The sequence below is a fragment of the Nocardiopsis dassonvillei subsp. dassonvillei DSM 43111 genome, assembly GCF_000092985.1.
In the GTDB taxonomy this organism is placed as follows: Bacteria; Actinomycetota; Actinomycetes; order Streptosporangiales; family Streptosporangiaceae; genus Nocardiopsis; species Nocardiopsis dassonvillei.
Map to the genome: position 1 here is coordinate 1,649,502 of NC_014210.1, position 22,291 is coordinate 1,671,792.

Below are 22,291 nucleotides of genomic sequence, written 5' to 3' on the forward strand. Positions count from 1 at the left end.
CCGACCACACGAGGAGCACGATGACGGAGAACGCGAGAACCACCCCCGAGGCCGTGCGCACGGTCGCCTGCGTCGGAGCGGGTGTCATCGGGGGCGGCTGGGTGGCCCACTTCCTGGGCCGCGGCTACCGGGTGGTCGCCTGGGACCCCGCCCCGGACGCCGAGAGCAGGCTGCGCGGGCTGGTCTCCTCGGCCTGGCCCGCCCTGGAGGAGCTGGGCCCGGCCGAGGGGGCCTCCATGGCGAACCTGCGGGTCGTGGACACGCTGGCTGAGGCCGTGGCCGACGCGGACTTCGTCCAGGAGAGCGCCCCGGAGCGCCTGGACCTGAAGATCGACCTGCTGGCCGAGATCGACGCCGCCACCCCCGAGGGCGTGGTCATCGCCTCGTCCACCTCCGGCTACAGCATGAGCGAGATGCAGGTGGGGGCCCGCACACCGGGGCGGCTCGTGGTCGGACACCCGTTCAACCCGCCCTACCTGGTGCCCCTGGTCGAGGTGGTCGGCGGCGAGCGCAGCGAGCGGTGGGCCGTCGACTGGGCCTCGGACTTCTACCGCGCCGCGGGCAAGTCGGTGATCACCATGGAGCGGGAGCTGCCGGGGTTCATCGGCAACCGGATCCAGGAGGCCGCCTGGCGCGAGGCCCTGCACATGGTCGCCGAGGGGGAGGCCACCGTCGAGCAGATCGACCTGGCGATGACCAGCGGCCCCGGGCTGCGCTGGGCCTTCTTCGGCCCCTGCCTGACCTTCCACCTGGCCGGGGGAGAGGGCGGCATGGCGCACATGCTCGACCACTTCGGCCCGTCCCTGAAGTCCCCGTGGACCCGCCTGGAGGCGCCCGAACTCACCGCCGGACTGCGCGACCGCATGGTCGCGGGCACGGACGAGGTCGTGGCCGGGCGCTCCACCGCCGAACTGATCGCCCAGCGCGACCGCCGCCTGATCGCGGTGGCCCGCGCGCTGGAGGAGGTCGAACGAGCCGAGGCCGCCGAGCGGGCGGGGGCGGACGCGTGAGCGCGACGCTCACCCAGCGGCTGCGGCCCGAGTGGATCGACTACAACGGCCACCTCAGCGAGGCCTACTACGTCCTGGTCTTCGGGTTCGCGACGGACGCGCTGATGGACCGGGTCGGCTTGGACGCCGCCTACCGCGAGCGGTCCGGCCGCTCGCTGTACACGGTGGAGGCGCACGTGCGTTACCTGCGCGAGGTCGCCGCGGACGACGAGGTCGAGGTCCGCACCCGGGTGGTCGGTCCGGGCCCGGACCGACCCGGCGCCAGGAAGGTGCGGATCTGCCACGAGATGCGGGTCGGCGACGCCTTGGTGGCGACCGAGGAGCTGATGGCGCTCCATGTTGACCAGGCGCTGGGCCGGGCGGTCCCCTTCCCGGAGGAGGCCGCCGCACGCCTGGCCGCCCTCGCCGAACCCGCGCCCGACTACGCGGGCCGCGCCGTCGGGGGGTAGCCCGCCGTCGGCCCGCGGGCGTCGAGTCCGACGACCATGCCGCGTCCGGCGAAGAACCCCCCGAAGGTCTGCGGCGCCAGGGCCGCGGACCGGGAGGCGGGGGTGTGGCCCGGGCGTCCCCCGCGTCGGTGGGGACCGGCTCGGCGTCAGCGCCGACGCGCGGGCACCCGGTCGTCGTGGGCGGCCGGGTGCTCCGCTGGCGGTCCCCCGTCCGGGATCAGCCCGTGAGCATGCGGGGGACGATGTAGACGAGTTCGAAGGCCTCGTAGGCCGCGCCGACGACGAACAGCGCCAGCGCGGGCAGACCCAACCAGCCGGCCTGCCGGAGGCCGTGGAGGTAGCCGCGGCGGCGGTCGGGGGCGCCGACCGCCGCGGGGCGCAGCCAGGCCCTCCCGAGGAGGTAGGCGCCGAGCATGAGCAGGGCGTAGGCCTGGAACTCGATGACGAGTGTGAGCGAGTGCGGGATCATCAGCGTGGCCGTGGTCGCGTCGAGGGGTGCGAGGATCACGCCGGTCTCGTACGCCTTGTAGGCGAAGAGGGGGATTCCGGCGAAGGGCACGATCATCGAGGGCAGCATGATCCTCAGCAGGGCGACGGTCAGCACGTTGACCCCGAAGATGGTCAGACCGAACAGCCAGGGGTTCGCGAACAGCTCCCCCACCAGGTCGGCCGTCCCGTCCTCCTGCTGGGAGCCGACCTGGGCGGCGTTCAGTTCGGGGAAGGCCAGGGCCGCCCCCACGCCGACGAGGAAGACGCCGTAGGCGATCGCGTTCATCACGAGGTAGGCGCCGAGGTTCGCGCGGATGATCCGGAAGGGCTCGCGAAGGCTTCGCATGTGTCTGGCTCCGTGTTCGATGGGGCTGGTTCGATGGGGTCGGGTGAGCCGCCGGGGCTCGCGGTACTCGGTGCCGCGCCGCGCGAACGCGCGCCCCGCGGCGTCGGCGTTCAGCCGCTGCCGTCCAGCAGCGCGTTCCAGCGCAGCCGGGTGGCCCGCTCCACGCTGGAGGCCGAGGCGCACAGCCCGAGCGCGACGTTGAGCCACAGCGGCAGGTCGACGGGTGAGGTGAAGGCGCCGAAGCGCTCGGCCACCGGCGGCACCCGCGAGACCGCCTCGACGACTTGGGGGACGACGAGAAGGATCGGCACGACCAGCAGGACCAGAGACACCGCCCTGACCAGGCGGCCCAACGCCGGGCGCTCGCGGTCGAGGCGGGCGCGGCGGCCCTCCGCCGAGCGTTCGTCCGGAACGAGCTGGCGCTCGTCGCCCCCGGCGGTCACGTGGTGGCAGCGTTTGAGCCCGAAGGCCGTCGACTCCACCTCGACCACCCCTCCCGGCACCGGGAAGACCGCCGGGAGCGTGGACTCCAGGTGGTGCCTGCCGTCCAGGTAGAGGTGGGCCCTGCCCTTGCCGTCCTCGGTCATGACCCGCTGCCAGTAGGGCACGTCGACGGAGTAGACCGCGCGCTGTCCGCCTCCGTCGGTCAGGGGCAGGTGGAACAGGGCGCGCGAGAGCGGCTGCCACCAGCGGAAGCGTTTGAGCGGACGGCCGTCGCCGTCCCTGATCCGCTTGGCCGCCTCGCGCCGTCTGCGTTCCTTGATCACTTCGGGCTCCCTGTCCGCTCGTGAGGGCCGGTGGCCGACCCGACGCGGTATCGCGACCGCCGCGTGCCCGTCGCCGCTGGGGCGCACCTGGCATGCCCGGTCGCGAACCGGTCACGATCGGCACTCGTGCCCATTCCAGAGGCTGCCCTCGGGGCAGGGTCAAGCCCGGGAGCCGTCCCGCGTCGAAGACGCGGGGCGAACGGGGGCGAACGAGGGGGCGCCGCTTGACCCTGCCCCCGGGGCAGGGTGTGGACTGTGTGTCCGCGTGGGGCGTGACGCCGCCCGCGGTCGCGGCGGAGGAGGAGGCATCGCGTGGCCTGGAGTACTCAGCAGCTCGCCGAGCTCGCCAACACGACGGTCAAGGCCGTCCGGTACTACCACGAGGTCGGCCTGCTGGACGTGCCGGAGCGGACGGCGAACGGATACAAGCAGTACCAGGTCTCCCACCTGGTCCGTCTGCTCCAGATCAAGCGGTTGAGCGATCTGGGCGTCCCGTTGTCGGAGGTGGCGTCGATGGGACGGGCGGACGAGGACCCGGACGAGGCGATCCGCGTGCTGGACAAGGAGCTGGAGGCGACGGTCGACCGGCTCAACCGCGTGCGGGCGGAGCTGGCCGTCATCCTGCGCCACCGCGCACCGGCCTACGTTCCCCCCGCGTTCGCGCCGGTCTCCCACGAGCTCTCCGACCGGCAGCGATCACTGCTGATGGTCTACTCGACCGTTCTCAGCGAGAGGTCCGTCGAGAAGTTCCGCGAGCTGATCAGCGACCCCGACGAGACGGACGAGGAGTTCGAGGCCCTGCCCGAGGACGCGGACGACGCCGCGATCGACCGCCTCGCCGCGCGCATGCTGCCGGTCGTGCGCAGACGGAGTGAGGAGAACCCGTGGTCGGCCGACCCCGCCGCCGACGCGCCGGGCGGCGCGGAGCGCGCCGAACGCACGATGGCCGAGGCCATGGCGCAGTTGTACAACCCCGCGCAGCTGCGGGTGCTCAAGCGTCTGAGCGCCCTCCTTCGGGAGGGGGTTCCGGACGGGGGCGGCGACGCGCCCTGACGCGGCGCCGAGGAGCCGGAGTCCGAGGGGTCAGCGCTCGCGCCCGTGCCCCTGGCGGGTCCGGGCCGGAGCGGACCCGCTCGCGGCGGGAGGCCGTACCCTCACCAGCTGCGCGAGCAGGGCCAGCACGGGCAGTTCCACCAGCGGTCCCACGACCAGCGCCACCGCGATCAGGGGCCGGTCGGGGAAGGCCGCGACCGCGACGGCCAGCGCGATGGGCGAGTTGCGGGCCGTGGTGGTCATGACCAGGGTGACCCCCTGGTCCGCCGGGAGGCGCAGCATCCGGGACAGGCCGGTGGCGATCAGGGGCAGCGCCACGAAGAAGACCGCCAGCGGCGGCAGCAGGGCGAGCAGGTCGGCGCCGTGCTCCAGGACGGTGCGGGCCTGCCAGGCGAACATCGCCAGCACGGCCGCGTACAGCAGCGGCAGGACCAGGCGCGAGGCCGGACCGGTGACGTACCGCTCGCGCCAGGCGGCCCCCTTGAACCGGTATGAGGCCCACCGCAGCACCGAGGCCAGGGCCAGCGGGACGACGAGGACGAGCAGCACCGACTCGGCCAGGGTGGCGGCGTCGACCATCGCGGCCCGGCCGCCCAGCAGCAGCACGTACACCGGCAGCAGCGCGAGCTGGAGGACGAGGTTGACCGGCAGCAGGGCGGCGGCGATGCCGGTGTGCCCGCGCGCCACGGCGGTGAAGACCAGGTACCAGTCCGTGCACGGGGTCACCAGCAGCAACAGCAGACCGATGCGCAGGTCCGGTTCGCCCCCGAGCAGCCCCGCTCCCAGGGCCCAGGCCAGGGCCGGGGTGAACACGAAGTTGAGCGCCAGGCTGACGGCGACCAGGGTCCTGGCGCGCCCGACCTCGCCCACGTGGGCGGCGTCCATCTGCGCGAACACGGCGGTGAGCATCGCCAGCAGGGCGGGCAGCACCACGTGCTCGGCCGCCGGACCGACGGGCAGCAGCAGGCCCGCGGCCAGCCCCGCCACGGCGGCCAGGGCCACGAACAGGCTCTGGAGGCGTTCGGCCAGCGACATCTGTTCAGTGCTCCTCGGCGGTTTCGAAGACCCGTATCAACACCATGCGCCCACGGTAGGCCTTCGCGCCGACCCGAGGACCGGGCCCGGCACGCGCCGCGGCCGGGGCCCTCGCGCGCACGCCCATGTGCGCGGCCCCGCGGAGCCCGCCGATCCGAGCGCCCACGGTCGGGACCGGCGTCGGGGTACGGCGGCGCGCTGGTGCGCACGGTGCGCCGCGCCGGTGCCGCCCGCCGGTCAGCGCGCTCACGCTCCTCCGCCGGTGGTCTCGGAGCGCGTGCCTCGGGCAGACCCCTCCTGAGCGGGGTCCCTCCCCTCGGAGCCCTTCGGCCCGCGCGCCCGGCTCCACTGCCAGACGCCCGCCGCGAGCAGGGCGATCCCGGCCGCGGCGAGGACGAACACGTCGATCCCCGCCCCGCCGACGGCGAAGAGCCACTCCTGGACCCGGTAGCTCTGGTCGTCGAACGCCCCGACGCCGCCGAAGAGGGACGCCGTTCCGTCATAGCGCAGGAACACCACGCCGATGGCGACGAACAACAGGCCCGACAGCGTGCTCGTGGTGTGGACGCGCACGGGGCCGAGGGAGACGGTGCGTCCGCGCAGCCAGCGCTTCTCTCCCAGGTCGTAGCGGTCCCACAGCAGCGCCAGCACGAACAGAGGGCCAGCCATCCCCAGAGCGTAGACCGCCAGGAGCAGGGCACCGCGCAGGGGACCGCCGGTGGCCGCGACGGTCAGGACCGCGCCGAGGATCGGCCCGGAGCAGAAACCGGCGAATCCGTACACCGCGCCCAGCCCGAAGACCGAGACGGTGTTCGTGCGTCCGGAGAAGCGCCCCTGGAGACGCCGGGCCAGCCGCGAGGAGAACCCGAAGCCCACGATCTGCGCCACGCCGAAGGCGATGACGAGCGAGCCCGCGACGGTGATGAGGAGTTCGCGCTCTCCGTAGAACAGGCGGCTGACCGCGGCCGATCCCGCGCCGAGTGGAACCAGCGTGGTGCACAGGCCCAGGTAGAACACGCCGGTGCGGCCCAGGAGGCGGCGCGGGTCGCGGAACGCGTACCCGAAGAACGAGGGGAGCAGCAGGGCGCTGCACGGGCTGAACAGGGCGAGCACGCCGCCCGCCAGGGCCGCGACGAGACCGACGTCAGCCATCGCCGTCCCTCCCGGCGTCCGCCAGCGCGTCCTCGATCGCCGACACGAACACGGAGAGCGGTTGGGCACCCATGAGGGGCTGGCCGTTGACGAGGAAGGCGGGGGTGGAGGTGACCCCGATCCCCTGCGCCTCCGCGAAGTCGCGGCTCACCATCGAGGCGACCTCGTCGCCGTGCCGGTCCTCCTCGAAGCGCTCGGGGTCCATGCCCAGCTCCGCGACGATCCCGTCCAGCACCTCTTCGAGGGCCTCGCCCTCGAACTTCTCCCCGTGGGTGAAGTAGGCCTCGTGGAACTCCCAGAACCCGCCCTGCATCCCGGCGGCCCGGGCGGCGTGGGAGACCGTCTCCGAGGAACCGGTGATGATGGGGAAGTCGCGCCACTCGATGCGCAGGTCCCCCCGTTCGACGTAGTGCATCAGCTCGGGTTGGGTCTCCCGGGCCCAGCGGCCGCAGTAGGGGCAGTTGTAGTCGGAGTAGGCCACCATGACCACTGGGGCGTCGACCTCGCCCATCGCGGCGGGGTCCTCGGGGTCCCGGCGGGCCAGCAGGGCCCCGAACTCACGCTGGTCGGGGGTCTGGTCGTCGGCTCCGGCGGAGTGGGGAGCGGAGTCGGCCGCCGGCTCCCGCGCCGCGGGTTCCTGCGCCCGGTCGTCCACGGCGCGGTTGGCCACGAGCAGACCCGCGACGACCAGCAGGGCGAGGCCGGCGAACAGGAGGCCCCGCCACGAACCGCCGCCCCCGTCCGGGGTACGCCCCCGCCCGCGCTCCGCGCCCGGCGAGGGCCGGGCGTTCACCTGCTTCTTCCCGCGGCCGGGTCCGGACCCGGATGAGCTGGACATGTGGGTGCCCCTCGGTCGACTCACGCTGTTTCTATCCAGCTTAGTACAGTTTCTACGTCAGATAGAAGAAGCGTTCGGAGGACGGTGAGCGGTGTCTCCTCCGGGACGGGACCGCGGGCGAGCCGCCCCCGGCGAGCCGCGCGCGGGGACGGGCACGGCGCACCGGGCGCGCCCCGGCGGGGGCGGTCGGGGTGGCCGGGGCGCCTTCCGGCGCGGACCGCGGACGGAGGAGTCAGTAGGCCGCGCAGTCGCAGTACGGGAGGAGGACCCCGGCCAGCGCCGAGGCGACCGTGATCAGCAGGGGAGCCGAGACCAGGGCGGCGACCAGCGCGGTGCGCGTACGCGTCCTCCACCGTCGGCATCCGGCGAGCGGTGCGACCTGGCGCCGGACCCGGTCGACCGGGCGGGCGCCGTCGATGGACAGGACCTGCGGGGAACGGCTCCGACCGGCCTCCGCCAGGGCTCCCAGGGCGTGCACCAGCGGGCGCACGCCGACCTCGCGCACGGCCCGGTCGTCGGCGGCCCACTCCACGAGGACGGGCACCTCGGACGCCGCCGCGCGGAAGAGGGGGACCCGGGGGAAGGCGGAGTCGAGCAGGCGCACCCACCCGACCACGAGGTGGTGGCGTTGGCTCAGGTGGGCCTTCTCGTGGGCCAGGACGGCGCGTACCTGGGGCCCGCTCAGCACCTCCAGAGCACCCCGGGTGATGACCACGCCCCCCTGCGCGCCGGGCACGCAGTAGGCCCCGCTCTCGGCGGAGTCGACCAGCCACACCCGCTGACCGTGCAGGAGGCGGCGCCGCGCGCGGGAGAGCAGGTCACGGTGGTGGGAACGCCTCCAGGAACTGCCCGCCCTCCCGCGCCGCACCCCCGTCCACAGCAGGCGCAGCGCCGCCGCCAGGACCAGCGCGGCGCTGACGCCCACGCCCCACCCGGCGTTGTCGCGCTCCAGGGCCTGCAACACGCTCAGGCACGCGGCCAGGACCGCCTTGACCGAGGGCCCCAGGAGTTCGGCGGCGAACACGGCTGCCAGAGCCGCACAGGAGGCCGACCAGACCGCGGTCGCCAGGGTCCACAGCGCCAGCATCGTCCTCGGCCCGGGGCCGCAGGAGCGCGAGGCGCGGCGCAGGAGGTCCGGCCCCCTGACACCGAGCGCGACGACCGCGCAGACGGCGGCCAACGGCCAGATCACGCCTCCTCCTCGGGAGGGAGGCCGTCGAGCAGGGTGCGCAGGGCGCGCACGTCCTGGGGGCTCATGCCGTCCACGAACCGCAGCAGTGTGGCCTCGGAGTCACGGCTGCCGGTCAGCGCCTCGTGCATCACGTCGGCGGCGTGCGCCGAACGGTCCCGCACGGGGCGGTAGAACCACACGCGGCCGAGCTGTTCGCGGTCGACCCACCCCTTGCGCCTGAGGTTCTCCAGAACGGTGGAGATGGTGGTGTAGGCGGTCGCGTGGTCGGTGAGGCGCTCGCGCACCTGCCGCACCGCCAGGGGTTCGGACGCCTCCCACAGGACCTCCATGACCGCCGCCTCCAACGGTCCGAGTCCAGGAATCATGACGCCCGTGTCCCACCTTTCGCCGCGTGGATCGGGTTCAGCATAGTGGTGCCCCTCTCAGTCCCGTTCGGGCCCGGAGCGGGCCACGGCGACGTAGGAGCCGTCGCCGTCGCCCGCCTCCACCAGTACCGGGCCGCGCTCCGGCCCCGCCACGGGGATCTCCCACGTCCCCTCCTCCAGGGTCCGCCCGTCGGCCGTGGACAGGACGCGGTTCCCGTCGTCGGCGGCGGTGTACAGCAGGCCGCCGACGACGCGCACGGGGCGTTCGCCGGGACGGGCCTCCACCGACCAGAGCCCGTCCCGGGATGGTCCCCCGCGGCCCAGGAGCACGGGCGCGCCCGTCGCCGCGGAGACGCCCGCGACCGCCGCGCGCCCGGATCCGTCCGCGACCGTGACGGGTTCGGCGCGCGAGGACAGTTCAGCCAGGGGACGGCCGTCGCGTACGTCGTGCACGGTGTACACCGCCGCCCCGCCGCGTTCCCAGCGCAGGGTCACGAGCCCGGCGGAGTCGCTCGCGGGACGGTGGCCGTAGGTCAGGGTGGTCTCCCCCGTCCCGCGGGCCAGGGAGTCGGGGACGGGGAGTTCGGAACCCCGCCACAGCTGTTCGCCCGAGGAGGTGTCGATCGCGCGGAGTCCGCCGTCTCGATGGACCAGGAGGGTTCCCTGGTACTCGTGGAGCACCGCGTCACCGTCCTCCTCGTCGGCCGCCACCGCCCCGGTGTCCGCTGCCAGGGCGACCCTGGGGCCGGTCTCCTCGCTCATGACCGTGTGCGAGACCCGTGCGAAGACCAGGCCGGGGCCCACCCACGTGCCCGGTACCTCGGTCGGCCCCCAGACCCTGCGCCCGGTGGAGGGGTCGTAGGCCGCCGCGGTGACCGTGGCGGCCAGCAGGCCGCGTTCGGGCGCGGCGTCGCTGTCCAGGAGCACGACCAGCTCCCCGCCCCGGCCGCCGCGGGTCGTGGTGAACCCCGTGCAGCTCGGGTTGCGCGGCGTCGACCAGCGGGTGCGCCCTCGGGCGTCCACCCCGAGGAAGCGCAGGTCCCCGCCCCCGTCGTCGGCGACCAGACCGACGAAACCGTCGTCGGTGGCCTTGGGCTCGGAGGAGTAGGGGGAGGTCCACAGCCCACGGTCGCCGAGCACGCCGGGGACGCGCGCGGCGTCCACGGCCACCGGGGGAACGGGCGGTTCGTCCAGGGGCCGTGCGTCCCGGGGAGCGGCGAGTCCGGGCCTGCCGCAGGCGGTGAGCACCAGCAGCAGGCACGCCGCGGCGGCCGTGCGCACCGGGTTGCGTGCCCGTCGCGTACGGCCCGGCCCGGGGGCGTTCCGGCGGGGCAGGGGCCGTCCGGGGGACTGAAGGGGAGTCATGGTCACCGCCCGGCCGCGCGCAGCGCCGCGTCGATGCTGTCGGTGAAGGCCTCCAGGGGCTGGGCGCCCAGCACGGGGTCGCCGTTGACGAGGAAGGCCGGTGCGCCGCTCATCCCCATGTCCTGTCCCTCGGTGAAGTCCCGTTCCACGGCCGCCCCGGCCTCGGCGGCGTCCAGGTCGCGGGCGAAGGCGTCGGTGTCCAGGCCGATCTCCTCGGCGGCGTCGCGCATGCTCGCGCGCACCTCGTCCGCGTCGCCGGTGAAGTCCTCAGGGGCGGCGTAGACGCGGGCGTGGTACTCCCAGAAGCGGTCCTGGTTCCCGGCGGCGACCGCCCCCCGGGCGAGCAGGCGGGAGCCCTCTCCGAGGTAAGGGAACTCGCGCCATTCGATCCGGACCAGCCCCGGGGCGACGTAGGCCTCGACCAGTTCGGGCTGGGTCCGGTGGACCCAGTCGGCGCAGAACGGGCAGAGGTAGTCGGAGTAGACGATGAGCACCACCGGGGCGTCGGCGGTCCCCATCGCGTGGGGGTCGGCCGGGTCCCGGCGGGCCAGTTCCTCTCCCGCGGCCCGTGTCTCCTCGCTGACCGTGTCGGCGGCGGTCCCGCCGGGGGAGCCCGCGGCCCCGGAGTCCTCGGCGTTCACGAAGAGGGCCGTGAGCAGCAACAGCGCACAGGCGCTTCCGGCCAGCAGGAGGGCCGGGGCTCTGTTGCGTCGGGATGGCTCGGACATGGTCGGGGGCCTCGCACGCGGTAGCTTCTATGGACGATAGTTTTTATTCTATCCAGGATAGAACAACGTCCGTCGGCAGGCCGGGCTCCGGTACACGCCGAGCCGCGGGCGGGGCGGGGACCGGTCGCCGGGGACGCCGACGCCCGGGGCGCTTCGGCCCGCGCCCGTTCCGGTCCGGGGTGGGCCCGCCCGGGCGGGGCTTCCCCGTCGTCGTGACCGTCGTGGACGGGGAAGCCCTCCAGTCGTGCGCGTTCGGAACGCCCCTATGGACGTCAGGCGTCGTCGAGGTCGACGGTGGGCAGGGGCTTGACCGCCGGACCGTTGAGCACGCTGCCGTCGGTGTCGTACCGGGAGCCGTGGCAGGGGCAGTCCCAGCTGGTCTCCGCCGCGTTCCAGGCCAGTCGGCAGCCCAGGTGGGTGCAGTTCAGGCTGACGGCGTGGAGCCCGCCCCGCTCGTCGCGGTACGCGCCGACGGAGTCGCCGTCGACCTCGACGACGCCGCCCTGACCCCGGTCCAGGTGGCGGGCGTGGTGGGGGTACAGCCGCCCCAGGTGTCCGCCGACCATGTCCGCGCCGACCTTGAGGTTGTCCTTGATCAGCCGCCCCACGGCCTTGGCGTCACCGACGCGGGTCGCGTCGAACATCGCCAGCCAGGGGTTGTCGCGGCCCTGGAGGAGGTCGCTCAGGATGACGGCGGCGGCGGTGCCGTTGCTCAGGCCCCACTTGTTGAACCCCGTCGCCACCAGGATCCGGTCGTTCATCGACGAACGACCGATGTAGGGCACCTGGTCGGCCGTGGTGTAGTCCTGACCCGACCAGCGGTACTCCACCGCGTCCACGTCGAAGGTGGACCTGGTCCACTGTTCCAGGTCGTCCCACAACGCCTGGGTGTCCTGCCCGGTGCCGGTCTCGTGACCGCCGCCCACCACGATCAGCCCGTTGGGGCCGCGGTCCGGCCACGGCCGCGTGGACCTGCTGGGCGAGTCGATGGAGATCGCCATCTCCTGGGGTGCCGGACCGTGGAGCCGGGCCGCCAGCCCGAAGGACCGGAAGGGGCGCGTCCTGGCGAAGTACCCCCCGATCATGTTGATCGGCAGCAGCGTCGCCACCACCACGGAGCTGGCGCGGACCGTCGCGTCGTCGGTGCGCACCCGCACGGTGCCGTCCCGCTCCTCCTCCACCTCCAGCACGCGGGTGTGCTCGAACACCTGCCCGCCGGCCGCCGACAGCGCCTCGGCCAGACCGGCGACGTAGCGGCCCGAGTGGAAGTGCAGCTGCTGGTCGAACCGTACCGCCGCCTCGATCCCGAAGGGCAGGTCGGTCGTCTCCACCAGCGACGCCGGAAGGCGCAGGCGCTGGGCCGCGGCCGCCTCCTCCTCCAGGGTCCGGCGCTGCGCGGGGTCGCGGGTGTAGGCCACGGCGGGTGCGCGGGTGAGGTCGCAGTCGATGCCGTACTCACCGGCGAGTTCGGCGACCAGTTCCACCCCGGCCTGGTTGGCGTCGGCGTACACGCGGGCCAGGTCCTGGCCGTACCGGTCGATCAGCCCCGCGTAGACCAGCCCGTGCTGGGAGGTGACCTTGCCGGTGGTGTGCCCCGTCGTGCCCTGGCCCAGGCGCCCCGCCTCCAGCACCGCGACGCTGCCCGCACCGGCCCGCCGCGCCAGCAGCGCGGTGGTCAGCCCGACGATGCCGCCTCCCACCACCGCGACGTCGACCTCCACGTCCTGGCTCAGACGGGGAAACTCCGGTCGGTTCTCCACGACCGTCCACACGCTCCTGTGCTGCATCCTCTGCCCCTCCCGATCAGGTCCAGACGCCGTCGGCCCCCGTGCGACGGACAGCGCCTACACCAGCTACCCAGCGTTCCCGGTCGCTACCGCCGGAGCCTCGGGTCGGGGCATGGACCCGCGCCGCTTCCAGAGCCGGGGGAGGGGTGCGTGGCGAACACGGGCTGGGCGAAAGGAGAGTGGTGGTGTGCGGTGGTTCCCCGGCAGAGGGGGATAGCGGTCTGTAGGTTGGGTCTTCTGGAGCTACAGCGTTTTGGTGGTTGGTGAGTTTTTGGTTCTCTTGGGGCCTGTGGTGCGTGTGTCTGTTTCTGAAGAAGTTGGAAATTCGGCTGCTTGCCGCTGGTAAGTTCGCAGGTCATTGACTGTGCTCCCCGCGCACGCGGGGATGGTCCCTCCACGTCCTGCCCCGGCAGCAAGAACTACTCGTGCTCCCCGCGCACGCGGGGATGGTCCCACCAGAACGTGATCCGCGGCGGCGGCATCGTCGTGCTCCCCGCGCACGCGGGGATGGTCCCCGCTCCAGCCCGAAACCCTGGCTCGCGCCGACGTGCTCCCCGCGCACGCGGGGATGGTCCCTCACCGGTGGCCGACCCTTCCTGCACGCCATCGTGCTCCCCGCGCACGCGGGGATGGTCCCGGCGCCGACGGCGACGACTGGTCGCTCTCCAAGTGCTCCCCGCGCACGCGGGGATGGTCCCGTGGGTGGGGCCGGGCGGGGGAAGTGGAAGCGGTGCTCCCCGCGCACGCGGGGATGGGGCCCGATCCCCACTGACTTCCGCGTTCGTCGTCCCCGGAAAACCGCTCGACGGCTTCGGGGCGACCTGACACAGTGGCGCACCATGACGGGTTCCGAACTTGTGACCGCCGCGGACGTGCGGCTCATGCAGGGGCTGGCGCAGCGCGTCACCGCGATCCGCCCCGACCTGGTGAACAGCGACGCCTCGTTCGGCGAGCTGGCCTGGAACTGGGGCCGGGGGCACGCCAGCGACGGCGCGACCTGGCCGCGTCGGCTGTGGTTCTCCGGCGGGGAACTGGTCGCGTGGGGCTGGCTCCGCCTTCCGCGCCGGGTGAGGCTGAGCGACGGCTCGGTCAGGGACGTCACCGGCGCCTACCTGATGCACCAGGTCCACCCCGACCACGCCGGGCTGGTCGACGAGGTGATCGCCTGGTACGACGCCACGGCGGCGGGCCTCGAACGCACGGTGCTGCCCAGCGCCGCCGACGGGTTCGCCCTGGAACGGTGGGCGGCGCACGGCTACGGGACCGACCCCGAATCGCTCGGCGACGACGGGACCTGGACCCAGCTCAACGAGCGCGACCTCACCGACGTGGAACAGCCGGTGCTGCCGACCGGGTTCCGGTTCCGCACCGCCGACGAGGCCGGGCCGGAGGCCGCGGTCCGGGCACATCTGGGCGCCTGGGCACCCTCGGCGTACACGGCCGAGGCCTACCGGGGCGTCCGGCGGACGGCGGGTTACCGCGGCGACCTGCACGTCCTGGTGGAGGCGCCGGACGGGACGATGGCGTCCTCGACGATCATGTGGCTCGACGAGGCCAACGGAACCGTCGAGTTCGAGCCGGTCGGCACCCATCCGGACTACCGGCGCCGGGGGCTGGGCAGGGCGATGCTGCTGCACGGAATGCGCCTGGCGAGGGCGGCCGGGGCCACGCACGCGACGGTCGCCTGCCTGGGCGCGCCGGGACACCCCGAGGCGCGCGGGCTGTACTACGGCGTCGGGTTCCGGATGCTCGTGCGGGACGCGCCGCTCGTCAAGCCGGCGACCGCGGAGTGAGATCCATGTGACTCCTGATGCGTGAGGTGCGCGTGTGGTCTCCGGCGACCTCGGGTAGGGGCGGGCCAGTCACCCGACAGGGAGGAGAACCGGACATGAGCGTTCCGGAGGAGTCCAGGCCCAAGACCACGGACACCGACCAGGTCGTCGACGCCGACCACAGCGACGACGCCCGCGAGCCGGACACCCGAGGAGAACTGGAGGCCGAGCTCCAGGACAGGATGGAGGAGCAGGACCTCAGCCGCGAGGACTTCGGCACGGAGTGAACCGGCCGCGGTCCCGGGGCCGCACCGACCGACGGCGGCTCCGGGACCGGCCTGTCCGCGCGGCAGACGGATAGGCTCCCCGCATGAGCGACCCCTCCGCGCACGCCGCTCCCGGGCCTCGGGACCCCCTCACCCGTCTCCGCCTCCGTGCCAACCGGAGCGAACGCAGCAGGAAGGTCTTCTACGGTCTCCACCAGGGCCTTTCCCTCGGCTGCGTCATGGGCTTCGCCCAGTTCCTGCTGCTCGGGTCCGACCCGTGGACCTCGCTCCTGTACGGCATCGTCGCCGGAGTGGTCTTCAGCTCGTTCATGGCCCTGTTCGTCACTCCGCCGCGTCCGCGGGTGTCCCAGGACCCGGCGGTGCAGGCCGCCGTCTCCCCGGAAACCCTGCGTGCCGCCACGGACCGGCTGATCCTCGGCCGACCCGGCGCCGACCCCGAAACCAACCGTGTGGCCGCCCTCCAGGCCGAGCAGGTGCTCGACGCCCCCTCCGTGAGGATCCCGGTGGCGGTGGCGGCCCTCGTCGCGGCCGCCTGCGCCCTGGGCGCCCTCGCACTGCCCTCCGATGAGGCACTGGACTTTCCGCGCGCCCTGCTGGGGACGGTCACCCTCGCCTGTGTCCTGACCCCGTGCCTCATGCTCCCGGTGTGGCTCCTGCGCAGGCGGCGCAGCAGGGAGCTCCTGGCACTCCACACCCCGTCCGACCGGGACCGCTCCGACTCCGGCCGCGACTGAACCGAGGCCCCGCCCGGGACCGCGCGTCGGCCCCGCCCGGCCCCGCCCACAGGCGGATACGCTGTCCCGGTCCGCGCGAGGCGCGCGCGGACCCGCGAACAGCGAAAGCGAGAAGATGAGCCCTTCGATCGCCACCAACACCCGTGTCGACCTCGACGGCCTGCTGGAGTTCGTGCGCCCCCGCCACCACGCGCTCCTCATCACTCGCCGCGCGGACGGCGGGCCCCAGGCCTCCCCGGTGACCTGCGGCGTCGACACCCAGGGCCGGATCGTGGTCTCCACCTACCCCGAGCGCGCCAAGACCCGCAACGCCCGGCGCGACCCCCGGGTCAGCGTCGTGGTCCTGTCCGACGACTTCGACGGCGCCTGGGTCCAGGTCGACGGGGAGGCCGAGGTCATCGACGGGGAGGACGCGGTCGAGCCCCTGGTCGAGTACTTCCGGGTGATCTCCGGCGAGCACCCGGACTGGGACGAGTACCGCGAGGCCATGCGCCGTCAGGGCAAGTCCCTCGTCCGCGTCACCCCGAAGCGGTGGGGTCCGGTCGCCACCGGCGGCTTCCCGGCCGACCGGGTCTGAGCCCGGCCGCCGGTCGCGGCCTCGGCCCAGGGCTTCGCCGACCGGGTCCGGGACCACACGCCCAGCCGCCGCGGAGCCCGGGTCACCGCCCCGCGGGCGGCGGTCGCCAGTCGTCGTCCGGAGGCGCGGCCCCCCGGTCGGGCGGGTCCCCGCCCTCGGGCGGCGGCTTCCAGTCCTCGCCGGACGAGGTCCCCGCGGTCCCCTCCCCGGGCCGGGCGGTCCCGAGCCCCGGCATGCTGTCCCTGTCCCAGCCGGTCGGGTACCGCCTGCCCTCGGGCCGCTCCTTCCAGTAGTCCGGCGAGCGCACGGCCTCCTGCTTGCGGATCGTGTCCCGGCGGATGATCCACAGCACCAGGAAGATCACCCCGATCGGGATGACGAGGGCCATCAGGATCCCGAACAGCGCGCCGGGTGTCGCCCACTCCATCGCCTTCCTCCTTCGGGTGGGGGCGCGGTCCTCACAGGGCCGCGAGAAGCTCACGGCACGCGCACTCGCAGCGGCGGCACGCCTCGGCGCACACCCAGCAGTGCTCGTGCCGGGCGGCGTGGCGGTCGCACTCCTCGCCGCACAGGCGGCAGGCCTCCGCGCACGCCTTGACCAGTGTCCGGACGAGGGTGTCGTCCTCCCCGGTCCGGCGCGAGAGCACCCGCTGGGTGGACTCGCACACGTCGGCGCAGTCCAGGTCCAGGCGCACGCACGCGACCAGTTCGGCCACCGCCCGTTCGCCCAGGCAGGAGTCCGCGCACAGCACGCACGCCTGTGCGCACGCGCCGCAGGCCTCGATGCAGGCCCGCACCCTCTCCTCGATCCCGTCGCCCCGGCGGTCGGAGCGGGTGTCCAGCATCTGTTCGACGACGCTCATGACTCCTCCTCGAACGTTTCCGGTCCGGACCCGGGGCGGGCCCGGACAGGGGCTTTCACAGCGAGAACCGCAGCGCGAAGTGGTTCAGCGAGGCGGGGAGCCCCGACGCGGGCAGCGGCCCGCCCGCGTCCACGCGGGTCAGGTTCCGGCCCCGGAGCAGGGCGCGCAGGAACAGCGACACCGTCAGCGGAACCAGGTCGCGCGCCGCGCACCCGGCGGGGCCGTAGCTGAAGGGCACGATCCCCGGCTCCGCCTCGGCGCGCCCGTCGAGCCAGACCTCCGGCTCGAACGCGTCCGCGTACGGAAGCCGGGAGGAGTCCCGGTGGAAGTAGGAACTCACGACCAGGAAGGCCGTTCCCGCCTCGAACACCTCCTCCCGCCAGGCCGTCTCCCGCGTGCTCTCCCGGATCACCATGAGCGTGGTCGGCCACAGCCGCACCGACTCGCGCACCGTCGCCCGCAGCAGCGGCAGGTCGAGCCCCTCGCGGCCGTCCGCCTCCTCGCGGGCCGCGTGGGCGCCGGGGCTGAGCGAGGTCAGCAGCGCCAGGGAGCGGAACGCGGCGACGGCGGCCGCGTCGAAGGCGAACAGCCAGTGCGCCACCTGGTCCTCCGGGTGTACGTCCGCGCCCTGGCCGTCCCCGCCGTGGGGGCACCCGGCGGCCGACTTCGCGGCGGCCGACCCCGCGACCAGGCGGGCGGCGAGGCTGCCCGGTTCGGCGCGTTCGATGTTGGCGCGCACCCGCCCGAGGAACTCCTCCCTCGCCGCGTGGTCGGCCGGGGCCGCGTAGGCCCAGTTCGCGCGCGAGCGCAGAGTGTGCAGGAGTTCGGTCGTGCGGCGGTCCTGCGCGGCGAACGAGCCGAAGACCACGCGCCGGGCCATGGCGTGGAAGGAGTCGGCGAACCTGCGCCAGTCCAGGACCTCCCCGCTCCGCAGTGCCAGTCTGAGCGCCAGCGCCTCGTCGTCCGCCTGTCCGGCGACGACGTCCCCGTCGGGGTGGATCGTCTGGCCCGGCACCAGGGCGGCGACGTTGGCCGCGCGGCGCCCGGGCCGTGCGTCGTGGTCGGAGATCAGCACTCCGTGCGGCTGGAAGTGGGAGAGCGCACCGCGCTTCTCCATGCCGCCGGGGGAGAAGGGTTCGGGCGTCTCCCGCAAGAGCCGGCCCACGTCCTCCGGGGACAGGACCAGGGCGAGCCGCCGTCCCGCCAGGCGCAGCGGCAGGGGGTCGTCGCCGTGGCGTTCGCGCAGGCCGCGCAGGAGGGAGACCGCCCTGCGGTCGGCGTCCAGGCCGGCGACCAGGCCCGTCATCAGCGGGCGGCGTACGATCACGCCCCGCGCCAGGTTGGGCAGCAGAACCGAGGACAGCACGCGCGCCGCCTCCGCGGCGGTGGGGCGGCGCGCCCCCCGCCGGAGTTCCGTCTCCGTTCGGGAGCCCGCGTCCTGTGGCGGATGCGCTCCCCGGCGCCGGTGTGCCTCCTGGTGTTCTGTGGGCATCGAGACCGTCCCCTCGATCGGTTCGCTGCGGTGGATTGCTGTTGTCGGCCTTGGGTCCCTACGGCTGCCGGTCCTGGCCCCCGCACCGGGTTCTCGCAGCTCTCACGGCTCCCGTAGATCCCACGGCCCTCATGAGTGCCGGTGAGCTGGTTCCCTTGTTCCCAGGCCGGGTGAGGTGCGGGCCTGCCGGACCCGGTTCTCCCGGCCTTGACCGCTCACGTGCCGGTTCCAGGTTTCTACTCCGTCCCCTGCCCCGGTCCGGGCGTGTCCGAACAGGGACGCACGGGACTTCTGCGACTTGCGGGGTCACCGTGCGCCGCCCGGCCTCCGCGCACACGGCCTTCGCGCACCCGGCCGCTTCGGATCCGGGGCCTCGCGGTCGCCCGCCGGGGGTTTCGTGCCCCTCCCCGCCCCGACGGGCCGGGGCTCGCGAGGTGCCCGAACCCCTCGAAGCCGCGGTCCGGCGCTCCCCGCCTCGATGGGGCCGGGGTGTCTTTCGCGCACGTGCGCCCCGCCTCCGCGGGACCGGAGCGTCCCCGCGCACACGCGGGCGCCCCGGTCCGGTGAGGACCGGGGCGCCCGCCGTTCCCCGGCCGCGAACGGCCGCGGGTCACCGGCAGCGGATCACAGGTGGTCCCGGGGCAGCGTCTCGGTCCACTGCCGGGAGAAGACCCGCTCGTCGTTCTCGAACGCGTCCAGAGTCGCGTACACCCGGAACTCGGTCTCGGTGCACTCCAGCGACGTGTGGGTCTCGGTCCGGGTCCGCCACCCGTCCCGCGCGAAGCGCATCGTCCACGTCGACTCACCGCGCGCGGACGTGAAGTCGCCCGCCACGGACTCGTAGTACTCGTAGGCGCGCCGACCGACGTCCAGGTCGATGTCGTCGAAGTGCAGGATGCCGCCGTCCTTGACGATCTCCAGGGCCGACCGGGTGTCCACCAGGTCCCTGTAGACGGTCCAGCTGTGCTCCGGCTTCTCCCGGCGCGTGGTGGAGATCTCCGGCGCCGCCTCCGGCTCCCCGAAGGGCTCCGGGTGCGGCTCGTCCGCCTCGGAGTGAGGACGCACCGGCAGCAGCAGCCTGCTGTTCTCCGGGTGCACGGTCAGCAGGGCGGGCTTGGGCGGCGGCCAGGCCAGCGGCCAGTAGGAGGTGGACAGCGACAGCCGGATGCGGTGCCCCACCGGGAACGCCTGCGCGACACCGTTCATCGTGACCTTCACCCGGTAGATCTCACCGGGTTCGAGCTTCTCGGGGTGCTCGTGGCCGTCGCGGTGGGTGAGGTTGAGCAGCCCGTAGGTCACCCGCGTGGCGCTGCCGTCCGGCGCGACGTCCACCAGCCGCGCGGCGACCATGGCCACCGGCTCGGTGACCGACACGTCCAGCTCCACCTCGGCGGCGCCCAGGATCTCCACGTCCTCCGACAGCACGTCGCTGTCGAAGACCAGGGAACCGCCGTCCTCCTCGCGCTGGTCGTAGGGCAGGTCCGGCGGGGCGTTGTAGGAGGCCCACTTGCCCGCGAACTGGCCCACGGTCAGCGGCGACCGCACGGTCAGCGACTCCGAGTGCACCTCCTCTCCGGGGCGGCCGATCCGGTACCTGGCCAGCGGGTAGCCGCGGTACTCCACGCTCGGCGAGGGCCACACGTCCTCGCGCACCCACCGGCCGGGGCGCTCGGTGTAGGCGGTGGAGGGGAGCACGCTGTCCTGCATCCACGCCCACAGGGACGGGCCCTCGTCGACACCGTTCTCCCTGTCCTTGAGCCAGCGGTCCAGCCAGCGCACGACCTCCTGGAGGTAGCCGATCGCCGGGCCGGGGCTGCCCATGTGCGGGTAGCGGTGCGACCACGGGCCGATCAGCCCCCGCCTGGGCGCCTCCAGGTTCTCCAGCAGCCGGAAGACGGCGTTGGAGTAGCCGTCCGCCCACCCGCTGGAGGCCAGCACCGGGCAGCGCACCTTCGAGTAGTCCTCGCTCACCGACGCGTGCCGCCAGTAGTCGTCGCGCCGCTGGTGGCGCAGCCACTCCAGGACCCACGGTTCGGTGGCCTCCAGCCGCTCGTGCCACATCCGCCGCCAGTCGTCGCCGACGGTCACCGGGTCCGGCGGGCAGGTGCCCGCGGAGAACATCGTCCCCGCCTCGGCGAGGTTGTCCGACAGCAGACAACCGCCCATGTAGTGGAAGTCGTCGCCGTACCGGTCGTCGGTGAAGGAGCTGATGACGATCGCGCCCAGGCTCGGGGGCTGGCGGGCCGCCACCTGGAGCGCGGCGAACCCTCCCCAGGACAGCCCCATCATGCTGGTCTTCCCGTTGCACCAGGGCTGCTCGGCCAGCCAGGCCAGCACCTCCTCGGCGTCCAGCTGCTCGCGCTCCAGGTACTCGTCGGTGAGCACGCCCTCCGAGTCACCGGTACCCCGCAGGTCCACGCGGACGCAGGCGTAGCCGTGCCCGGCGATGTAGGGGTGGTGCATGGAGTCGCGCACCGACGTCAGGTCGCGCCTGCGGTAGGGGAGGTACTCCAGGACCGCCGGGACGGGGGACACGTCGGAGGAGGTCGCCCGCCACACCCTGGCGGCCAGGTGCACACCGTCCGACATCGGTATCCACAGGTGCTCGTCCTCCTGGACGGCGTTGGGCAGGTTGTTGACCACGTGCATGGACCGGGGACCCTCCTAGTGTTCGGCCAGCTTGTCCTTCGTCCCGTGCTCGTCCTCGAACTCGAAGACCAGCTCGTCGACGCAACGCTCGTACTTGGCGCGCATCGCGGTCTCGTCCTCGGCGCCGATGGTGATCTTGGCGAGTTCGAAGCTGTAGCTGTCCTGGGCGGTCATGTCCGAGAGCCGCTGCCCCTGCTTGGGCACGATCTCGATCGTCACGCCGGGCAGGGACTCCTCCAGCGCGGACACCTCCTCGGGGGTGGGCACGCGCGCGGCGACGCCGTCCTCGAAGCGGCGGTGGTACCACTCCGCGGCCACCCGGTACTCGCCCCGGGCGTCCTCGTCCAGGGCGGGGTCCTGCCCGAAGCCCAGCCGCAGCATGCGCTCGTGGTTGGCGACCCCGTCCACCAGCTCGAAGAGTTCGGCGTGGGACTGGGAGTGGCGCGTGTTCACCTCCAGCAGGCCCAGCTTCTCCTCCACGGGGTCGTAGAAGAACTCGACGCTGAACGTGGAGTTGTCCATCCCCACCCGCTCGATGACCTTGGTGGCGACCTCGGACATCCAGCGGCACACGTTCTCGGGGAGGCCGGAGGGGTACTGGTGGCGCAGGAACACCGAGCTGCCCGGGTAGTCGACCGAGTCCAGGGCGCCGTAGACCACGACCTCGCCCTTGTACACGTAGCCCTCGACGGCCGCCTGCACGCCCTGCATCGCGGCCTCGGCGAGGGCCGTGCGCCCGCCAACGGAGGAGATCTCGGGAGGCAGGTCCACCATCTCCAGGATCTGCTCGAAGGGGCGGCCGATGCGGTCGACCCCGTCGCGGAGGAGGGACACCGCCTGCTGGAAGGCCTCGTCGTCGCCGACCTTGTAGGCCAGCTCGGAGGAGGCCGACTTCACCGGCTTGAGCCACATCGGGTAGGCCGGGCTCTCGGGGGGCGCGGGGTTCTCCTCGGACAGCTCGACCAGGCCGAAGGCCGGGTACTCGTCGATGACCTTCTGCTGCTCCAGTCTGCTCCAGTACTTGTGCTCACACTTGACGAAGGACTCCAGGGAGGACGAGGGGAGGCCGCGGCGGGAGCAGAGGATGGGCACGAACAGGGTCACCGGGAAGTCCCAGTAGCCCACGATCGCGTCGACGCTCCCGTCGAAGTCGTCCAGGATCCTCTCCGCCTTGGCCAGGAGTTCCTGGATGTCGATCTCGCCGACCTGGAGCTCGTCCAGGTTCAGCAGCTGGTGGAACTCGCAGTGCTGACCTGTGGGGGTCCTGCGCAGGATCTCCAGGTTGTGCTCGTCCAGGCCGACCACGAACACGTTCTTCACGGTTACCTGCACCGCCTTCCT

The 22,291-nt window shown here is 73.4% G+C and carries 22 protein-coding genes and 1 CRISPR repeat array; of the genes, 7 read left to right on the top strand and 15 right to left on the bottom strand.

All coding sequences use genetic code 11. The features are described 5' to 3' along the window. Positions 1-20: 20 nt before the first annotated feature. A complete protein-coding gene (locus tag NDAS_RS06670; protein WP_013152380.1) occupies positions 21-1,010 on the top strand; it encodes a 3-hydroxyacyl-CoA dehydrogenase NAD-binding domain-containing protein in 990 nt (329 codons plus the stop codon). Further along, complete coding sequence (locus NDAS_RS06675) at positions 1,007-1,459, top strand: thioesterase family protein (protein ID WP_013152381.1); 453 nt, start codon at positions 1,007-1,009, stop codon at positions 1,457-1,459. Before NDAS_RS06670 ends, NDAS_RS06675 begins: the two co-directional genes overlap by 4 nt. Before the next feature lie 217 nt (positions 1,460-1,676). Here the strand turns inward: NDAS_RS06675 and NDAS_RS06680 are convergent, their stop codons facing one another. Both NDAS_RS06680 and NDAS_RS06685 read right to left on the bottom strand, forming a co-directional pair. Then, positions 1,677-2,294 (bottom strand): hypothetical protein, encoded by a 618-nt coding sequence (locus tag NDAS_RS06680; RefSeq protein ID WP_013152382.1) that lies wholly within the window; start codon positions 2,292-2,294, stop codon positions 1,677-1,679. Positions 2,295-2,404: 110 nt separating this feature from the next. Next, positions 2,405-3,061 carry a hypothetical protein gene (locus NDAS_RS06685; protein WP_013152383.1) on the bottom strand — a complete coding sequence of 219 codons (657 nt, stop codon included), beginning with the start codon at positions 3,059-3,061 and terminating at the stop codon, positions 2,405-2,407. Between the two features lie 312 nt (positions 3,062-3,373). On the opposite strand from NDAS_RS06685, the gene NDAS_RS06690 reads away from it, so the two are divergent. After that, positions 3,374-4,114 (top strand): MerR family transcriptional regulator, encoded by a 741-nt coding sequence (locus NDAS_RS06690; protein WP_013152384.1) that lies wholly within the window; start codon positions 3,374-3,376, stop codon positions 4,112-4,114. Between the two features lie 30 nt (positions 4,115-4,144). Here NDAS_RS06690 and NDAS_RS06695 read toward each other — a convergent pair whose 3' ends face one another. The 8 genes from NDAS_RS06695 to NDAS_RS06730 all read right to left on the bottom strand — a co-directional run bounded on the left by NDAS_RS06695 (position 4,145) and on the right by NDAS_RS06730 (position 12,576). After that, complete coding sequence (locus tag NDAS_RS06695; protein ID WP_013152385.1) at positions 4,145-5,149, bottom strand: arsenic resistance protein; 1,005 nt, start codon at positions 5,147-5,149, stop codon at positions 4,145-4,147. A 246-nt stretch (positions 5,150-5,395) separates the two neighbouring features. Further along, on the bottom strand, positions 5,396-6,301 hold the full coding sequence (locus NDAS_RS06700; protein ID WP_013152386.1) for a cytochrome c biogenesis CcdA family protein: 906 nt from the start codon (positions 6,299-6,301) through the stop codon (positions 5,396-5,398). Further along, complete coding sequence (locus NDAS_RS06705) at positions 6,294-7,139, bottom strand: DsbA family protein (RefSeq protein ID WP_013152387.1); 846 nt, start codon at positions 7,137-7,139, stop codon at positions 6,294-6,296. The genes NDAS_RS06700 and NDAS_RS06705 overlap by 8 nt, the downstream gene beginning before the upstream one ends. 232 nt (positions 7,140-7,371) lie before the next feature. Then, positions 7,372-8,331: a M56 family metallopeptidase gene (locus NDAS_RS06710; RefSeq protein ID WP_013152388.1), complete on the bottom strand. Its 960-nt coding sequence runs from the start codon at positions 8,329-8,331 to the stop codon at positions 7,372-7,374. Beyond that, on the bottom strand, positions 8,328-8,696 hold the full coding sequence (locus NDAS_RS06715) for a BlaI/MecI/CopY family transcriptional regulator (protein WP_013152389.1): 369 nt from the start codon (positions 8,694-8,696) through the stop codon (positions 8,328-8,330). The genes NDAS_RS06710 and NDAS_RS06715 overlap by 4 nt, the downstream gene beginning before the upstream one ends. Before the next feature lie 57 nt (positions 8,697-8,753). Further along, entirely contained in the window at positions 8,754-10,061 is a 1,308-nt protein-coding gene (locus NDAS_RS06720; protein WP_013152390.1) for a PQQ-binding-like beta-propeller repeat protein, read from the bottom strand. A 2-nt stretch (positions 10,062-10,063) separates the two neighbouring features. Continuing rightward, on the bottom strand, positions 10,064-10,789 hold the full coding sequence (locus NDAS_RS06725; RefSeq protein ID WP_013152391.1) for a DsbA family protein: 726 nt from the start codon (positions 10,787-10,789) through the stop codon (positions 10,064-10,066). Positions 10,790-11,061: 272 nt separating this feature from the next. Further along, a complete protein-coding gene (locus NDAS_RS06730; protein WP_013152392.1) occupies positions 11,062-12,576 on the bottom strand; it encodes an FAD-dependent oxidoreductase in 1,515 nt (504 codons plus the stop codon). A 364-nt stretch (positions 12,577-12,940) separates the two neighbouring features. After that, a CRISPR array of direct repeats spans positions 12,941-13,335; the repeat unit is 29 nt; unit sequence GTGCTCCCCGCGCACGCGGGGATGGTCCC. A gap of 80 nt (positions 13,336-13,415) precedes the next feature. On the opposite strand from NDAS_RS06730, the gene NDAS_RS06735 reads away from it, so the two are divergent. The 4 genes from NDAS_RS06735 (at position 13,416) to NDAS_RS06745 (ending at position 15,946) form a co-directional block, all read left to right on the top strand. Continuing rightward, the gene (locus tag NDAS_RS06735) at positions 13,416-14,369 is read left to right on the top strand and encodes a GNAT family N-acetyltransferase (RefSeq protein WP_013152393.1); all 954 of its coding nucleotides are present in this window, start codon (positions 13,416-13,418) and stop codon (positions 14,367-14,369) included. A 95-nt stretch (positions 14,370-14,464) separates the two neighbouring features. Beyond that, positions 14,465-14,635: a hypothetical protein gene (locus tag NDAS_RS28850; RefSeq protein ID WP_013152394.1), complete on the top strand. Its 171-nt coding sequence runs from the start codon at positions 14,465-14,467 to the stop codon at positions 14,633-14,635. Positions 14,636-14,718: 83 nt separating this feature from the next. Then, a complete protein-coding gene (locus NDAS_RS06740) occupies positions 14,719-15,369 on the top strand; it encodes a hypothetical protein (protein ID WP_013152395.1) in 651 nt (216 codons plus the stop codon). Positions 15,370-15,484: 115 nt separating this feature from the next. Next, on the top strand, positions 15,485-15,946 hold the full coding sequence (locus NDAS_RS06745; RefSeq protein WP_013152396.1) for a PPOX class F420-dependent oxidoreductase: 462 nt from the start codon (positions 15,485-15,487) through the stop codon (positions 15,944-15,946). Between the two features lie 82 nt (positions 15,947-16,028). Here the strand turns inward: NDAS_RS06745 and NDAS_RS06750 are convergent, their stop codons facing one another. The 5 genes from NDAS_RS06750 to NDAS_RS06770 all read right to left on the bottom strand — a co-directional run bounded on the left by NDAS_RS06750 (position 16,029) and on the right by NDAS_RS06770 (position 22,282). Next, positions 16,029-16,373 (bottom strand): hypothetical protein, encoded by a 345-nt coding sequence (locus tag NDAS_RS06750; RefSeq protein ID WP_013152397.1) that lies wholly within the window; start codon positions 16,371-16,373, stop codon positions 16,029-16,031. Positions 16,374-16,404: 31 nt separating this feature from the next. Further along, positions 16,405-16,809 (bottom strand): four-helix bundle copper-binding protein, encoded by a 405-nt coding sequence (locus tag NDAS_RS06755; protein ID WP_013152398.1) that lies wholly within the window; start codon positions 16,807-16,809, stop codon positions 16,405-16,407. A gap of 55 nt (positions 16,810-16,864) precedes the next feature. Further along, positions 16,865-18,175 (bottom strand): cytochrome P450, encoded by a 1,311-nt coding sequence (locus NDAS_RS06760; RefSeq protein ID WP_126624970.1) that lies wholly within the window; start codon positions 18,173-18,175, stop codon positions 16,865-16,867. 750 nt (positions 18,176-18,925) lie between these two features. Beyond that, the gene (locus NDAS_RS06765; protein ID WP_013152400.1) at positions 18,926-20,950 is read right to left on the bottom strand and encodes a CocE/NonD family hydrolase; all 2,025 of its coding nucleotides are present in this window, start codon (positions 20,948-20,950) and stop codon (positions 18,926-18,928) included. Between the two features lie 15 nt (positions 20,951-20,965). After that, positions 20,966-22,282 carry an ATP-grasp domain-containing protein gene (locus NDAS_RS06770; RefSeq protein ID WP_013152401.1) on the bottom strand — a complete coding sequence of 439 codons (1,317 nt, stop codon included), beginning with the start codon at positions 22,280-22,282 and terminating at the stop codon, positions 20,966-20,968. Positions 22,283-22,291 lie beyond the last annotated feature (9 nt).

Excerpts from the sequence above, each read along its gene's own strand:
- NDAS_RS28850 (WP_013152394.1), top strand. The coding sequence starts at position 14,465 with ATGAGCGTTCCGGAGGAGTCCAGGCCCAAGACCACGGACACCGACCAG.
- NDAS_RS06750 (WP_013152397.1), bottom strand. The coding sequence starts at position 16,373 with ATGGAGTGGGCGACACCCGGCGCGCTGTTCGGGATCCTGATGGCCCTC.
- NDAS_RS06740 (WP_013152395.1), top strand. The coding sequence starts at position 14,719 with ATGAGCGACCCCTCCGCGCACGCCGCTCCCGGGCCTCGGGACCCCCTC.
- NDAS_RS06735 (WP_013152393.1), top strand. The coding sequence starts at position 13,416 with ATGACGGGTTCCGAACTTGTGACCGCCGCGGACGTGCGGCTCATGCAG.
- NDAS_RS06705 (WP_013152387.1), bottom strand. The coding sequence starts at position 7,139 with ATGTCCAGCTCATCCGGGTCCGGACCCGGCCGCGGGAAGAAGCAGGTG.
- NDAS_RS06725 (WP_013152391.1), bottom strand. The coding sequence starts at position 10,789 with ATGTCCGAGCCATCCCGACGCAACAGAGCCCCGGCCCTCCTGCTGGCC.
- NDAS_RS06755 (WP_013152398.1), bottom strand. The coding sequence starts at position 16,809 with ATGAGCGTCGTCGAACAGATGCTGGACACCCGCTCCGACCGCCGGGGC.
- NDAS_RS06765 (WP_013152400.1), bottom strand. The coding sequence starts at position 20,950 with ATGCACGTGGTCAACAACCTGCCCAACGCCGTCCAGGAGGACGAGCAC.
- NDAS_RS06670 (WP_013152380.1), top strand. The coding sequence starts at position 21 with ATGACGGAGAACGCGAGAACCACCCCCGAGGCCGTGCGCACGGTCGCC.
- NDAS_RS06695 (WP_013152385.1), bottom strand. The coding sequence starts at position 5,149 with ATGTCGCTGGCCGAACGCCTCCAGAGCCTGTTCGTGGCCCTGGCCGCC.
- NDAS_RS06745 (WP_013152396.1), top strand. The coding sequence starts at position 15,485 with ATGAGCCCTTCGATCGCCACCAACACCCGTGTCGACCTCGACGGCCTG.
- NDAS_RS06715 (WP_013152389.1), bottom strand. The coding sequence starts at position 8,696 with ATGATTCCTGGACTCGGACCGTTGGAGGCGGCGGTCATGGAGGTCCTG.
- NDAS_RS06730 (WP_013152392.1), bottom strand. The coding sequence starts at position 12,576 with ATGCAGCACAGGAGCGTGTGGACGGTCGTGGAGAACCGACCGGAGTTT.
- NDAS_RS06680 (WP_013152382.1), bottom strand. The coding sequence starts at position 2,294 with ATGCGAAGCCTTCGCGAGCCCTTCCGGATCATCCGCGCGAACCTCGGC.
- NDAS_RS06720 (WP_013152390.1), bottom strand. The coding sequence starts at position 10,061 with ATGACTCCCCTTCAGTCCCCCGGACGGCCCCTGCCCCGCCGGAACGCC.
- NDAS_RS06700 (WP_013152386.1), bottom strand. The coding sequence starts at position 6,301 with ATGGCTGACGTCGGTCTCGTCGCGGCCCTGGCGGGCGGCGTGCTCGCC.